Annotated in this window: 10 protein-coding genes; 4 read left to right on the top strand and 6 right to left on the bottom strand. The window is 67.7% G+C overall.

Annotated features, from left to right (window positions below; all coding sequences use genetic code 11):
* Positions 1–202 precede the first annotated feature (202 nt).
* Positions 203–1,498 carry a hypothetical protein gene (locus AC1RRV_RS16800; protein ID WP_492860789.1) on the bottom strand — a complete coding sequence of 432 codons (1,296 nt, stop codon included), beginning with the start codon at positions 1,496–1,498 and terminating at the stop codon, positions 203–205.
* Positions 1,499–1,544: 46 nt separating this feature from the next.
* Positions 1,545–2,849, bottom strand: coding sequence for an MFS transporter (locus AC1RRV_RS16795; RefSeq protein WP_492860788.1), 1,305 nt, complete (start codon positions 2,847–2,849; stop codon positions 1,545–1,547).
* A 327-nt stretch (positions 2,850–3,176) separates the two neighbouring features.
* On the opposite strand from AC1RRV_RS16795, the gene AC1RRV_RS16790 reads away from it, so the two are divergent.
* A complete protein-coding gene (locus tag AC1RRV_RS16790) occupies positions 3,177–5,531 on the top strand; it encodes a TonB-dependent receptor (RefSeq protein WP_492860787.1) in 2,355 nt (784 codons plus the stop codon).
* 76 nt (positions 5,532–5,607) lie between these two features.
* Here AC1RRV_RS16790 and AC1RRV_RS16785 read toward each other — a convergent pair whose 3' ends face one another.
* Positions 5,608–6,843: a serine hydrolase domain-containing protein gene (locus AC1RRV_RS16785; RefSeq protein WP_492860786.1), complete on the bottom strand. Its 1,236-nt coding sequence runs from the start codon at positions 6,841–6,843 to the stop codon at positions 5,608–5,610.
* 251 nt (positions 6,844–7,094) lie between these two features.
* Between AC1RRV_RS16785 and AC1RRV_RS16780 the strand changes: the two genes are divergently transcribed.
* From AC1RRV_RS16780 to bktB, 3 genes are all read left to right on the top strand, one after another.
* Complete coding sequence (locus AC1RRV_RS16780; RefSeq protein ID WP_492860785.1) at positions 7,095–7,715, top strand: glutathione S-transferase family protein; 621 nt, start codon at positions 7,095–7,097, stop codon at positions 7,713–7,715.
* Complete coding sequence (locus AC1RRV_RS16775) at positions 7,712–8,983, top strand: spinster family MFS transporter (protein ID WP_492860784.1); 1,272 nt, start codon at positions 7,712–7,714, stop codon at positions 8,981–8,983. Before AC1RRV_RS16780 ends, AC1RRV_RS16775 begins: the two co-directional genes overlap by 4 nt.
* A 100-nt stretch (positions 8,984–9,083) precedes the next feature.
* Complete coding sequence (bktB, locus tag AC1RRV_RS16770) at positions 9,084–10,265, top strand: beta-ketothiolase BktB (RefSeq protein ID WP_492860783.1); 1,182 nt, start codon at positions 9,084–9,086, stop codon at positions 10,263–10,265.
* Between the two features lie 20 nt (positions 10,266–10,285).
* On the opposite strand, the gene AC1RRV_RS16765 is transcribed toward bktB, so the two are convergent.
* From AC1RRV_RS16765 to AC1RRV_RS16755, 3 genes are all read right to left on the bottom strand, one after another.
* Complete coding sequence (locus AC1RRV_RS16765; RefSeq protein WP_492860782.1) at positions 10,286–11,869, bottom strand: AMP-binding protein; 1,584 nt, start codon at positions 11,867–11,869, stop codon at positions 10,286–10,288.
* A 132-nt stretch (positions 11,870–12,001) separates the two neighbouring features.
* The gene (locus AC1RRV_RS16760) at positions 12,002–13,051 is read right to left on the bottom strand and encodes a serine hydrolase domain-containing protein (RefSeq protein ID WP_492860781.1); all 1,050 of its coding nucleotides are present in this window, start codon (positions 13,049–13,051) and stop codon (positions 12,002–12,004) included.
* A complete protein-coding gene (locus AC1RRV_RS16755) occupies positions 13,051–13,782 on the bottom strand; it encodes a GntR family transcriptional regulator (RefSeq protein ID WP_492860780.1) in 732 nt (243 codons plus the stop codon). Before AC1RRV_RS16755 ends, AC1RRV_RS16760 begins: the two co-directional genes overlap by 1 nt.
* Between the last annotated feature and the right edge of the window lie 404 nt (positions 13,783–14,186).

The following is a 14,186-nucleotide window of genomic DNA, read 5'->3' as shown; positions in this document are numbered from 1 at the left end:
GTCGCCCCGTCGGGCGCGAACACTATACAGATAACGTGTTCCTTCAAGTTGTATTGGAAAGAAATCCAGCCCAGGGATGTTTCGTGCTCACCCGTGGACACGGGTGCGCGAGAGCCAGATCGACTCTTATCCAGGATCATCAACTTAAGGTATAGTTGCAAATAGCGGCCGCGGTGGCGGGCGCCGTGCCGCCGCGACGCGTTCAGGAACTCTTGGCGACGGCCTGGAGCAGTTCGCGAAAGCCTTTGGCCGCGGCGATGGTCGCGGGCGCGTGGAGGCACCGCGCATCGTCCTCGGCGGTGTGGTGGTGGCGATGGATTCCGAAGACGCCGGCCGCGGGCGCATAGCCGGCCTTGATCACCTCTTCGAGCTCGCCGGCCGCCAGGACCGCGCTCGAGACCGGCGCCTCATAGCCGGCCTGCCCCGCGAACAGGGTCCGCGCCAGCGGCAGGAGCGCTGGTGAAATCGACAGGAACCGCTGGCTGTCGACGCTGGGCAAGGGCGTCGGGCGGCCGGGGATCTCATGCCAGTCGCGCGCCGCGACATTGGCCCCGAGATGCAGCCAGAAACGGGCGACCGAAGGCGGTGGCGCGATGGCCTTCATCGCCTCGGCCGCGCCCAGATATTCGTACTCGTGTCCGGTGTTGCAGACGAAGGCCAGATCGTGATCGGGCAGGGCGCGCGGCGCCCAGCGGGCGAGATCGAGCCAGGCGGCCACGCCGGGCCCACGCTCGGCGGCGCAGGTGAACCAGCCCGATCGCGGGGTCGAAACGGCCAGCCACCGGCCCTTGCCGCGATCAATCCGGCCGACGAAGTTGAAGGCCGGTCGCCGTCCGCCCTCGCCATCGATGGTCAGGCGGGCCTCGGCGCGCTGGAAGGCGCCGGCCAGGAAGCCGCTCGCGTTCTCGGGGGCCAGCAGCGCGACGGGGCCGGGGAACATCGGCTTTCGACCATCGGCGTTCAAGGCGATGACCTTGCCCGTCGGGCCGTTGGTAATGGCCACGACGGCCTTGGCGCCGGCGGCGAACGCCGCGTTGATCGGCCCGCGCACGGCGTTGGGCAGCATCGAGGACCAGCGTGCGAAGGGCAGGTCCACCAGGGCGATCGCGCCGTCCAGCGAACCGATGAATCGGCCGGCGGAATCGACCCGCACCAGCGGCCCGGAGACGCCGGCGGCTCCGGTCGGAACGACGATCGGTTGAGGATAGATCGGGACGGTCGCGCCGTTGCTGGTCAGCTCGGCGCGCTTGGCGTCGAAGAACGGCGCCGAGAACGATTGCCGCTCGACCGCGTAGCCCGACTTCTCGAGCTCGCCCGCCAGCCAATCGCCACAGGCCGTATCGCCGGGTCCGCCGGCGCGCTTCTCGCCGAAGCCGACATAGCGGAGCAGATCCGCCTCTATGGTTTCCTTGGAAACGGGTTGCGCGGCGACGTTCGCGCCACCCAGCGAAAGCAATGCGCCCGCGCCGAGGAAAGTCCGCTTGCTGGTGTCGATCATCGCATCGCCTCTCTTCGATATGCCGTCATGGGTGACGATGCTCCGCTCATTCGACCGGGTTCCGCCGCATGCGGCGACCGAGCAGCACCACACTGAAGAACGAAATCACGCACATCGCCGAAAGATAGATCGAGATCGGCAGGCTCGATTGGTAGCGAGCGAACAGCGCCGTGGCGATGATCGGGGCGAAGCCGCCGCCCACCACCGAGCCGATCTGATAGCCCAGCGACGCGCCGGAATAGCGCACCGACTTGGGGAAGAGCTCGGCGAACAGCGCCGCCTGCGGCCCGTACATCATGCTGACCAGCAGCAGCTGGACAGTGATGGCGACCACGACGGCCGTGGGCGTGGCCAGCTCCAGCAGAGGGAACACCACGAAGGCCCACACTCCCGACAGTAGGGCCCCGATCAGGAATATGCCGCGCCGGCCGAACCGGTCGGACGCCGCGCCGCAGCCGAGCAGCACGGGGATCATCACCAGGCTGCCGGCCATGACCGCGAACAGCAGCAGGCTGCGATCGATCCCCACCGTCTTCGTCCCGTAGGCCACCGCATAGGTGATGGCGACGTAGAAGCAGGTGTTGTTGGCGACGAAGGCGCCGCCGGCGAGCAGGATCTCGCGCCAGTGGCCTCGCACCACCTCCAGCAGCGGCGAGCGGCGCGGTTCGTCGACCGTCGGCGTTTCCGCGACAATACTGTCGACCGCCGGCTCGGAGACGCCGAAGTGCATGGCCAGGCCGATGAAAATCAGGGCGACGCTCAGTAGGAAGCCGATCCGCCAACCCCAGGCCATGAAGGCGAGGTCGGTGGTGAGCGCGCTGACGAGCAGGAACACCGAATTGGCCAGGACGACGCCCAGCGGCACCCCGACCTGGACGAAACTGCCGTAGAAGCCGCGCCGATGCGCCGGCGCGCTCTCGATCGCCAGCAGCGCGGCCCCGCCCCATTGTCCGCCCACCGCGAGGCCTTGGGCGAAGCGCAGGGCGACCAGCAATAGGGGCGCGAGGACGCCGATCTTGGCGTAGCTCGGCAACAGGCCGATCAATGTGGTCGACAGACCCATGAGGAGCATGGCCACGACCAGCGCATGCTTGCGTCCGTGGATGTCGCCGAAATGCCCGAACAGCATTCCGCCTAGGGGCCTCGCGATGAAGCCGACCGCGAAGGTGCTGAAGGAGGCGAGCTGGGCGATGAGCGGCGGCAGGTCCGCCGGGAAGAACAGGTGCGGAAAGACCAGGGCCGCGGCCGTCCCATAGAGGAAGAAGTCGTACCACTCGACCGCCGCGCCGGCCGAGGCCATGACCGCGATCTTCAGGCTCGGCCCTTTGGCGGCGACTTTGGACGCTGACATCTACTCTCCCCGGGCGCTCTTCATGACGCTCAGGGGAACGAGACCATTCTTCGCCGCCGACTGTCAATCATTGTACGACAATCGTGACGCCATTGTATTTCGCATAAAACCGACATGGACCCGGCGCTGCGCGGAAACCCTTTCCGATCGAGTCTCCGTACGGGTTGCGCGCCTTGCGCCCGATATGCCGAAAACTCCATACGCTTATGACGTAACGCAATAAGACTAAAATTGTCGTACAATGTTGACAGGGCGATGAGGCCGGAGGATTGTCCCCTTCAGCCGACACAAAAAACGCCGGCAGACATTGGGGAAGAGGAAACCAGCATGGTTCGTTTGCTTGCGTGCTCGTCTGTGGTTGCGCTGATGGCGGCGATGGCCCCGGGGACGGTGATGGCCCAAGCGGCCGCGACGCCCGCTGACGCCGCCGGCAAGTCCGATCAGTCCGTGACCACCGTCGGCGATGTCGTCGTCACCGCGCGTCGGCGCGAAGAGGCGGTCCGCGACGTGCCCACGACCATCACGGCGCTGGGCGTCGATCAACTGGAAGCCAAGAGCCCGATCGATGGCGTCGGCGACCTGCTTCAGACCGTGCCTGGCGTGCGCTTCAACGGCCTGCAGAGCGAAAACCTCGCGGAAGTCGCGGTGCGCGGGTCGGGGACCCAGCGCGCGACCAGCGCCGACTCGGCCGTGGGCCTGTTCGTCAACGGCGCCTATGTCGGCAGCAGCACCCTGGGCGGCCGGAACTTCAAGCGCATCGACTATTTCGACATCGCGCGGATCGAGGTGCTGGAAGGGCCGCAAGGCGCCCTCTACGGCCGCAACTCCGAATTCGGCACGGTCAACATCGTGCTGGCCCAGCCGACCTTCCAGGACAGCGGCCGTCTGGCGGCGACCTATACCGACGACCTCAAGCAGGTGCGTCTGGAAGGCGTGGTCAATCAGAAGCTGACCGACAATGTCGCCATCCGCCTGGGCGCCCAGGTGACGGGGCAGGGCGGCGGCCTGTTCTACAATCCCAACCAGAACAAGTACTACGACCACACCGACGGCTACATCGTGCGCGGCCAGATCCGCTACGCCAAGGGGCCGCTGGACATGACGCTGATGGTCGACGCGCAGGACATGAACCTGCCGACCTTCGCCAATCAGTGGGTCGTGCCGCCCGGCCGGATCGCCACCCTGCCGCTCGGGTATACCGGTCCCCGGTACGACATTCCGTCCGACATGAAGAACGATCTGCGTCAGACCGAAAAGCGCGTGATGCTGATCGCCAACTACGATCTGGGCTGGGGGACGCTGACCTCGACGTCGATGCTCCTCAACTCGGAGTCCACGCAGAACTTCGCCGCCGCGGTCGACCTCGCCACCGAGGGCATGCTGCAGGCGCAAGGCCAGATCGGCCTCTATCCGCTGGGCGGGACCAAGACCAACGCCCGCGACCACACCTACTACCAGGACTTCCACCTCACGGGCGACGCCGGCCAGTTGCAGTACCTGGTAGGCATCGAGGGCCTGTCGCAGGACGACCGGTACGTCCGTGACGTCATGACCAGCCCGTGCGCGCTGACCGCCACCTCCGGGATCTGCGGCGGCACGCCGACCACGCCGATCTGCTACCGCCTGACGCCGACGGCCCTGAACTGTCCCACGACCTTCCCGCTGATCTTCGGCAGCCGCCGCGTCGTCCCGTCGGAATACCGCTCGGCCGCGATCTATGGCGCGCTGAAGTATGACGTCGGGCCGCTCTCCCTGAGCGGTGAGCTGCGGTACTCGAAGGACAACAAGAAGGCCACCCAGAGCGACTTCCGGCTCTACACGACCACGGCGATCGGGGCGCCTTCCAGCTTCCGGTTCAAGCAGAGCTCGGTGAGCTACGCCGCCACGGCCAGCTATCGCCTCAACGCCACGTCGATCGCCTACGTCAAGACCGGCACCGGCTATCGCGCCGGCGGCGTCAACAACGGCGCGATCGTCGCCGTGGCTCCGAACCCGCTGCGTCCGACCTACGACAACGAAGACACCACCAGCTACGAAATCGGGCTGAAGTCGAACGTCACGCGCAACATCTTCCTGCGCCTGTCGGCCTACCAGTCGCGCACCAAGGACGCGATCGCCAGCGTCACCGACGGCTGCACCACCGCCAACGCCTGCGGTCAGGCCGGCCAAAACTTCAACATCAACGGCGGCACGGTCGAGGTGAAGGGTATCGAGGCGGCGCTGGACGCGATCTATCGGGTGGCCGGCGGCCGCCTGGCCATCAGCCTGAACGGCGCCAACCAGAGCGCCAAGTTCGTGAAGGTCACGCCCGGCGTCGCCGGCCTGCCGCTGCTGAACAGCTCGGTCGCCCAGACACCCGACTGGACGTTCTCGGGCAACCTGAACTATCGCCGCCCGCTGGCGAAGGACCTGATCGGCTTCGGCAACATCGCCTACAACGGCGCGCGTGGCGGCGGTCAGGACACGGTGACCACGGCCGCGCCCTTCATCCCGCTGGAAGACATCGAGAACGTGGATACCCGCGTGGGCGTCAACTATCGGAAGCTGGAGCTGGCGGTGTTCATCAAGAACCTGACCAACCAGATCATCCCGGTGCTGAAGCTGCAGCAGGCCGACATCCCGCTGGCCAATCGCTACAGCCGCCCGCGCACCTTCGGCGTCAGCGCGGCGTACCGCTGGTAGATCCAGCCCCCGACCTCGGACCCTCGACGCCCGCCCGGCTTACGCCAGGCGGGCGTTCCTTTTCAGGTCACCCCCTTCAGGTGAGGGCCGAATAGATCAGCGTCTTCAGCTCACGGCGGATTGGATAGAGCAGCGACGGGCTCAGCTGCGTCATGAACACCATGTGCAGCTTCTCGACCGGATCGACGAAGAAGGCGGTCGTGAACATCCCGCCCCAATAGTACTCGCCGGCCGAGCCGGGGATCATGGCCTTGGCGACGTCCTGCGTCACCGCGAAGCCGAGGCCGAAGCCGACGCCGCCGTTCGTCGTCTCACTGAACATCGACCGCGACAGGCTCGACAGGTCTGACTTGCCGGGCAGGTGGTTCATGGTCATCAGCTCAATGGCCTTGCGGCCCAGGATCCTGACGCCGTCCAGCTCGCCGCCGTTCGCCAGCATCAGGCAGAAGCGGTGGTAGTCCAGCGCGGTCGAGGCCAGGCCGCCGCCCCCGGAGATCAGCTTGGGCTGCTTCAACCAGACGCTGTCCTCGGCGCGGTCGTACATCACCCGGCCCAGGGAAGGGCCCGCCCAGGCGTAGCAGTCGGTCAACCGGTCGGCCTTGCTCTCCGGCACGACGAAGGCTGTGTCGTGCATCTTCAGCGGCTGGAAGATCTTCTCCGAGAGATAGCGGTCGAGCGGCATGCCCGAGACGCGCTGGACCACGGCGCCGAGGACGTCGGTCGAGACCGAATAGTTCCACGCCTCGCCCGGCGAGAACTCCAGCGGCAGCTTGGCGACGTCGCCGACGAACGTGTCCAGGTCGGCGTCGCCGTGCCAGTTCTCGACCGGCCCCGCGTCCGACTTACTGGCGCGATAGGCGGCGTCGACATTGCTGCGGTTCTGGAAGCCGTAGGTCAGTCCCGAGGTATGGCGCAGCAGGTCCAGCATGCGCATCGGCTCGGCCGGTGGCCTGGTCATGAACGGCGCGCTTCCGCCGCCGCCCGCATAGACGCCGATATCCTTGAACTCGGGCAGGATCTGCGAGACCGGCGTATCGACGGCGACCTTGCCCTCCTCGACCAGCATCATGAAGGCGACCGAGGTGATCGGCTTGGTCATGCTGGCGATGCGGAAGATCGACCCTTCGTCGATCGGCTTGGCCGACCCCTCGCGCGCCGCGCCCTGGCTGCTGAAGTGGACGATCTCGTTGTCGCGGCTGATCAGGATCTGCGCGTGGGGCAGCTTGCCCGAGTCGAGGTATCGTTCCTTCAGGAACACATCGAGGCGGTTGAGCCGCCCCGCATCGAAGCCATGCTTTCCGGGCGCTTTCATCAGCGTCGCTCTCCCATTCTTTCGGTTCTTGTCCCGCCTCTTTCACGCACGCGAGCACGGGGTTCTTGATCGAGAATTTGTATCACCACAGCTTCGAAATTGTCGTACAAAGTTTTTGACAGCCGTCGCCTATGGGGCGATGAAAAGGAACTTGGCGCCGCGAGGCGGAAACGCCAAGGCAGGGTAGAACGGATCGGTTTTCGGCCCAGGGGCGCGCCACGTCGCACCGGGCCGGGCCGGGAGGGCGGAAGATGATCGAACTCTACCACTGCCATAACGCGCGCTCGTTCCGGGCGCTCTGGGCCCTCGAGGAAATAGGGCTCGCCTATCGCCTCCACCTGTTGCCTTTTCCGCCGCGCATCCTGCGGCCCGACTATCTCGAAAAGAACCCGCTCGGCACCATCCCGCTGCTGATCGACGGCGACGTCCGGATGACCGAGTCCGCCGCGATCCCGCAATATCTGGCGACGCGCCATGGACCGACGCCGCTGGCCGTCGGCGTCGACGAGCCCGACTATGGGCTGTGGCTCGACTGGCTGCATCGCAGCGAGGCGACACTGACGTTCCCGCAGACGATCGTCCTGCGCTATACCCAGCTGGAGCCTGAGGAGCGTCGGCTGAAGCAGGCGGCGGACGACTACGCCCAGTGGTTCCTCTCGCGCCTGCGCCACGTGACCCGGGCGCTGCAGGACCGCGAATGGCTGTGCGCCGGGCGGTTCACCATGGCCGACCTGTGCGTCGGCTACGCCCTGCTGCTCGCGCGAAACCTGGGTCTGGACCACAAGTTCAGCCCGGAGATCTCGGCCTACTGGGATCGCCTCGCCGCCCGCCCCGCCTTCATCGCCGCCAAGGCGGCCCAGGAGCCCGCATGACCAACAGCCCACGTGCGCCCGCCCATAGCCCCGGCTATGCCCGCCTCGTTCTGGCGATGCTGCTGGTGGTCTACATCTTCAACTGGCTGGACCGGCAGATCCTCGGCATCCTGGCGCCGGCGATCAAGGCCGACCTGGGCCTGACCAACACCCAGCTGGGCGCGCTGGGCGGCATCGCCTTCGCCATGCTGTATTCGACCCTGGCGATCCCGCTGGCCTTGGTCGCCGACCGCACCAGCCGCAGCTGGGTGATCACCACGTCGCTGGTCGTCTGGAGCGGCTTCACGGCGCTCTGCGCGTTCGCGGGCGGGTTCTGGCACCTGTTCCTGTGCCGCCTGGGCGTGGGCGTGGGCGAGGCGGGCGGCGTCGCCCCCAGCTACGCGCTGATCTCGCAATACTTCCCGCCCGAACGGCGCGCGCGGGCCATCAGCATCTATTCGATGGGCATCCCTGTCGGCATGGCCGCCGGCATTCTATTCGGCGCGGCGATCGCCAAGGCGGTGGACTGGCGCGCGGCGTTCGTCGTGCTCGGCCTGGCCGGCGTGCTCATAGCGCCGATCTTCCGGCTGGTGGTGAAGGAGCCGCCGCGGGTCGCGGCGCCCGTCGGCAGCGCGCCGGTCAGCGCGGTGTTCAAGATCCTCGCCCGCAAGCCGAGTTTCTGGCTGATGGCGTTCGCGGCCTCGATGAGCAGCACGGCGGGATACGGCCTGGCCTTCTGGGTGCCGTCGATCGTGATCCAGGCCTATGGCTTCGACCTGACCGCCACGTCCTATTTCTACGGCTCGCTGCTGCTGGTCGGCGGGGTGAGCGGTATCCTTCTCGGCGGAGTGCTGGCCGACAGGCTCGGCAAGCTGGATCGCGGCGCCTATGCCAAGGTCTCGGCCTTCGCCTGGCTGGCCACCGCGCCGCTGTTCATCGCGGGCCTGCTGTCGCCCGCGCCGCTGGTCGCGTGGCTGTTCCTGCTGATCCCCAACGCGCTCACGCTCGTCTTCGTGGGGCCGCTGACCACCGCGACCCAGCACCTCGTGCCGGCGCACATGCGCGCGACGGCGGCGGCCTGCTTCCTGTTCATCAACAACCTGATCGGGATCGGCGCCGGATCGTGGCTGCTGGGCGGAATCAGCGACCTCATGAAGCCGCAGTTCGGCGAGAGCGCGCTGCGCTACTCGGCTGTCCTGCTGGTCTGCCTCTACTTCGTCGCCTCCGCCCTGGCCCTGCTCGCGGTCCGGCCGCTGCGCAAGGACTGGGTGGAAGAACCGGCGGCCTAGCGCCGACGACGACGAATGACCATCGAAAGGAAATGAGTATGGGGATCGACCTCTCGAACCGCGTGGCGATCGCCACGGTCGTCGAGGCGGTGCGCGTCGCATGACCGCCCAGGTGTTCATCGTCGCCGCCCAGCGCACCGCGATCGGCGCGTTCGGCGGATCGCTCAAGGACAAGAGCCCGAGTGAGCTGGCCGCCCTGGTCACGCGCGCCGCGCTGGAGACCGGCGGGGTCGATCCCGCATCGGTCGGCCATGTGGTCTTCGGTCAGGTGATCCCGACCGGCCCCCGCGACGCCTATCTGGCCCGCGTCGCCACGCTGGAGGCGGGCCTGTCGCAAGACGTTCCGGCCATGACGCTCAATCGCCTGTGTGGCTCGGGCCTTCAGGCTGTCGTCTCGGCGGCGCAGCTGTTGATGCTGGGCGACGCCGAGGTGGCGGTCGCCGGCGGGGCCGAGGTGATGAGCCGCGCGCCCTATTTCGCGCCAGCGGCGCGCTGGGGCCAGAAGATGGGCGATGCGATGCTTGTCGACGGCCTCAACGGCGCGCTGACCGATCCGTTCGGCGGCGGCCTGATGGGCGTGACCGCCGAGAACGTCGCCGAGCGGCATGGCGTGGATCGCGCCCGCCAGGACGCCTATGCCGCCGAAAGCCATCGGCGCGCGGCCCAGGCGATCGCCGAGGGACGCTTCGCCGCCCAGATCGTTCCGGTCGAGGTCAAGGCCGGCAAGGCCATCAAGACGTTCGACACGGACGAGCACGTGCGCGGCGACGCCAACGCCGCCGATCTCGGCAAGCTCCGCACGATCTTCCGGGAGAACGGGACGGTCACCGCCGGCAACGCCTCGGGCATCAATGACGCCGCCGCGGCCCTGGTCCTGGCGAGCGAGGCGGCGGTCGCGCGCGATGGGCTCAAGCCCCTGGCGCGGATCGTCTCCTACGGCCACGCTGGGGTCGATCCGAACTTCATGGGCATGGGCCCCGTGCCCGCCGTCCAGGCGGCGCTGGCTCGGGCCGGCCTCTCGGTCTCCGACATGGATGTGATCGAGTCGAACGAGGCCTTCGCGGCTCAGGCCTGCGCCGTCTCGGACGCGCTCGGCTTCGATCCCGCCAGAACCAATCCCAACGGCAGCGGCATCTCGCTAGGCCATCCCGTCGGGGCGACCGGCGCGATCATCGCCACCAAACTGGTTCACGAGCTGGCGCGCATCCAGGGCCGCTACGGCCTGGCCACCATGTGCATCGGCGGCGGCCAGGGGATCGCCCTGATCATCGAGCGCGTCTGACGTCAGGCCGGCGCGCGACCTCAGCCGTTGCTGTAGGTCGCGCGCAGCTTGAGCTTGTCGATCTTGCCGGTCGAGGCCAGCGGCATGGTCTCCAGCCGCACGACGGCGTCGGGCGTCCACCACGACGCGATACGGCCCTTCAACGCTTCGAGCAGGGCCTGGTCGGTGATCTCCGCGCCCTCGCGCAGCTCGACCAGCAGGATCGGACGCTCGCTCCATTTGACATCGACCCGCCCGATTACAGCGGCCAAGGCCACCTCGGGTAGGCCGCAAACGATGGCTTCGATCTCGGCTGGATTGATCCACTCGCCGCCCGACTTGATCAGGTCCTTGGAGCGGCCGGTGATCATCAGATTGCCCTTGCGGTCGATCCGCGCCAGGTCGCCCGTATCGAACCAGCCGTCGGCGTCGACCACGGTGTGCTCCTGGCCGAAATAGCGCTCGATCACGGCGGCGCCGCGCACGTACAGCCGCCCTTCCTGGTCCCGTTGCTCGGCCAGCGGGACGCCGTTCTCGTCGGCGACCATCAGGTCCACGCCGATCGCCGGCTTGCCCGAGACGGCGGCCTGGCGGTCCGGATCGCTGAGGACGCCGAACACGCCGACCGGCGACAGCTCGGTCATCCCCCAGCTGGTCTGGACGACCACGCCCAGGTCGCGCTCGATGCGCTCCATCAGGGCGGGCGGCATCGGCGCGCCGCCGACGATGATCCGCTGCAGCGACGGCAAGGCGACGCCCGTGGCGTCCAGGTGTTCGCAGAGGCCCAGGAAGACCGTCGGCACGCCGACCGCGATCGTCACGCCCTCGGCGGCGATCAGGCGCGCCAGGCTCGCGCCATCGGTATGGCGTCCCGGCAGGACCATCTTGCTGCCGGCGGCCGGCAGGGCGAACGGCAAGCCCCAGGCGCTGGCGTGGAACAGCGGCACGATCGGCAGCACGACGTCGGTCACGCGCGCGCCCAGGACGTCCGCCTGAAGGAGCTTCAGCGTATGCAGGAAGCTGGAGCGGTGGGTGTAGGTCACGCCCTTGGGCGCGCCGGTCGAGCCCGAGGTGAAGCACAGGCCGGACGGCGCGGTCTCGTCGAAACCGCCCCACTCGACCTCGCCCGAGGCGGCCTCGATCAGCGGCTCCAGGGCCTCGACGACGGCGCGCGCGTGGCTCGTGGCGACGGCGCCGTCGATGATCAGGACGCGCTCGACCCCGGCCGCGTGGTCGGCGACCTCGAGCGCCAGCTTGGCCAGGTCGGCGCTGACGATGACGATGCGAGCGCCCGACTGGTCCAGCATCCAAGCCAGTTGGACGGCGGTCAGGCGAGGATTGAGCGTGTGGCAGACCGCGCCCATGCCCATGATCGCGTACCAGGTCTCGACGTGCGCCTGGCTGTTCCAGGCCAGGGTCGCGACCCGCTCGCCGGTGGTCACGCCGAACCCTTGAAGCACGCTGGAAACCTTCCGGGCGCGATCGCGGAGGTCTGCATAGGTGACCCGCGCGTTCTCGCCGCCCTCGCGCGCGGTCACGACCTCGGCGTCCGGATGCCACTTGGCGGCGTGGTCGACGATCTTGTCGAGCGTCAGGGGGAACGATTGAATGCTGCCGTCGATCACTGGCGCTGTCCTGGTCTGGAAACGGAAGGGGAGAGGCCGCGTGTCGCCGGGCGCGGCGCCGCGAGACGACGTGAATTCGCCATCCGCCTCTCCTTGTTCAAAGCTTGTCGTGGTCGATCGCGCGGGCGGCGATCAGCCGAGCACCTTCATCAGCCGCAGCCACAGCTGCTGGTCGAATTCGCGATCATTCGTGGCCGCGCCCGTGCGGACGACGACCAGCTTGCGGCTGGGCACGACATAGAGGCGGCGGTCGAACGCGCCGAGCGCGCCCACCAGGTCGGCCGGCGCCGCGGGGATCAGCTGGCCCTCGGTCCGTCCCGCCAGGGCCCGCATCATGTAGCTGCTGCCGTTCAGCCACCACAGGCGGCCATAGGCCGGGTTGCTGGTCGAGCGGGTGAACAGGGCGTCCAGTTGGGTCTTCGAGACCACGCGCTTTCCGTCCTGCGCCACGCCGCCGTGCAGGACCATCAGCCCGAAGCGCGCGACGTCGCGCGGCGTCGTGACCAGGCCGGTGTCGTTGCCGACCGAGGCCAGGGCGGCCGGACGCTTGCGCCAGGCCGTGTCCTTCATCCCGATCGGCGCCGTCAGCCAGTCGTGGGTGATCGTATCGAGGGGCCGGCCGGCGGCCGCCGAGACGATGCGCTTGGAGATCGCATAGACCGGGGTGTTGTAGAGGAAGACAGTTCCCGGCGGCGCGGCGTAGCCGAACTTCTCGTCGAGCCCGGAGCTCATCGTCAGGACGTCGACGACCTTGATGGCCGCTTCCTGCTCGGGCGAGGCCTTGGACCAGCCCTGGCCGAGATAGGCGGAAACGGGCTTGGCGGGGTCGATCAGCCCCTTGTCGATCGCGATCGCCACCAGGACGGCGACGAAGCTCTTCTGCTGCGAAGCGACGTCCTCGAGCAACGCGCCGTCGCCGCTTTGGCCGTAGGTGAAATTGGCGAACATCCGGTCGTCGGCCGGCGCGGGCCAGGTCTCGTCGATCAGGGTCTTCCCGTCCTGGACGACGATGAAGCCGGTGCTGCCGTGGGTCTTCAGATAGTCGAGCAGATCCTTGGTCGCGGGCGAGGGCGTGCGCGCCTCGGAAACCGCCGAGGGACCCGGGGCCGCACAGGCGCCTGGAGCGATGGCGAGGACGGCGACACCGGCCGCCGCCGTGATCAAGCGGAGCACGCCCCGCATCACTTCGGTTTCCGCTTGGCGGGCGCGCGACGCTTCGGCGCGGGGTCCGGCTTCGCCGGCGCTCCATCCGATATCAGGCGCGGTCCGCGGGCCAGCATGATGCGGGCGACCTCGCCCTGCATGAAGTAGAGGATGTCGCGGGCCGCCTGGCTGGCCCGGTCCGCGTCGCGATCGACCAGGGCGGCGCGCACATGCCGCCAATGCTCGTAGGGGCCGGGGCCATTGGCGTTGATCGCCAGGGCCACATAGGAGAAGTGGAAGCGCGTCTTGCGGCGCACCGCCTCGATCATGCGCTGCGCGTCCGCGCTGGCGCAGGCGATCATGTCGCCGAAGATCGACTCGCTGACCTCTATGATCTGCTCGGCCGGCGCCTTGCTCTCGGCGTCGCTGAGCAGGCGATCGATCTTGGTCAGCATGTTGCGGATCAGGGAGTCCGACCCTCGCAGGCAGGCGAAGCGCGCCGCCATGCCGTAGAGCGCGGCGCGGACCTCGTAGAGATCGAAGACTTCCTCGACCGTCGTCGCCGAGACGCGCGCGCCACGGTTTTCCTCGATCTCGATCAGGCCGTCATCGGCCAGGGTGCGCAGGGCGCGGCGGACGATCGAGCGCCCCACCCCGAACTCACTGCACAGCTTGACTTCGCGAAGCCATTCGCCGGCCGCGAGCTCGCTCTTCTGGATGCGGACTCGCAGGGCCTGGGCCAGGTCGTCGGCGGTCGGAGCGGCGCTCACGGCCGTCTCCTTGGACTTGCTCGATGTTTTCGATGTGGCTGCCAAAGACGTATCCTCACACGGTCTCGCTGCACTTCGCCGAGAGCTTATCAATCCCGTAGCCGCCATTCCTATTTCGCGCCGGACGGAGCATCAAGTGTTTTGTCGCACTGTGCGCATAGATTGTTGTACAATAGGCGCGAGATTTCGCGCGCGATTGGCGGCGAAAACGGCGTCGCTGCTCATGGATCGCGGTGTTCCAGACCTGAAATCGAGAGGCGAACTTCACCGCTTCTGACCACCACGACGTCGCATGGTGACCAGATGCGCTGGGGTTGGCGAGCATTCCGGAGCAGGCGCGGACCGTTGAGGCCCGCAGCTGGCTCATGGAGGATCGTGTTTCTATGTCTGACATATTGTCGAAC

The organism is Caulobacter sp. GW821-FHT11E10, assembly GCF_058808375.1.
Note: the sequence above shows the minus strand (reverse complement) of the source record. Positions and strands in the feature narration are given on the sequence as shown.

Bases quoted from the DNA above. Each gene is read 5' to 3' on its own strand.
- AC1RRV_RS16760 (WP_492860781.1), bottom strand. From the start codon at position 13,051: ATGCGGGGCGTGCTCCGCTTGATCACGGCGGCGGCCGGTGTCGCCGTC.
- AC1RRV_RS16780 (WP_492860785.1), top strand. From the start codon at position 7,095: ATGATCGAACTCTACCACTGCCATAACGCGCGCTCGTTCCGGGCGCTC.
- AC1RRV_RS16790 (WP_492860787.1), top strand. From the start codon at position 3,177: ATGGTTCGTTTGCTTGCGTGCTCGTCTGTGGTTGCGCTGATGGCGGCG.
- AC1RRV_RS16800 (WP_492860789.1), bottom strand. From the start codon at position 1,498: ATGATCGACACCAGCAAGCGGACTTTCCTCGGCGCGGGCGCATTGCTT.
- bktB (WP_492860783.1), top strand. From the start codon at position 9,084: ATGACCGCCCAGGTGTTCATCGTCGCCGCCCAGCGCACCGCGATCGGC.
- AC1RRV_RS16795 (WP_492860788.1), bottom strand. From the start codon at position 2,849: ATGTCAGCGTCCAAAGTCGCCGCCAAAGGGCCGAGCCTGAAGATCGCG.
- AC1RRV_RS16775 (WP_492860784.1), top strand. From the start codon at position 7,712: ATGACCAACAGCCCACGTGCGCCCGCCCATAGCCCCGGCTATGCCCGC.
- AC1RRV_RS16785 (WP_492860786.1), bottom strand. From the start codon at position 6,843: ATGAAAGCGCCCGGAAAGCATGGCTTCGATGCGGGGCGGCTCAACCGC.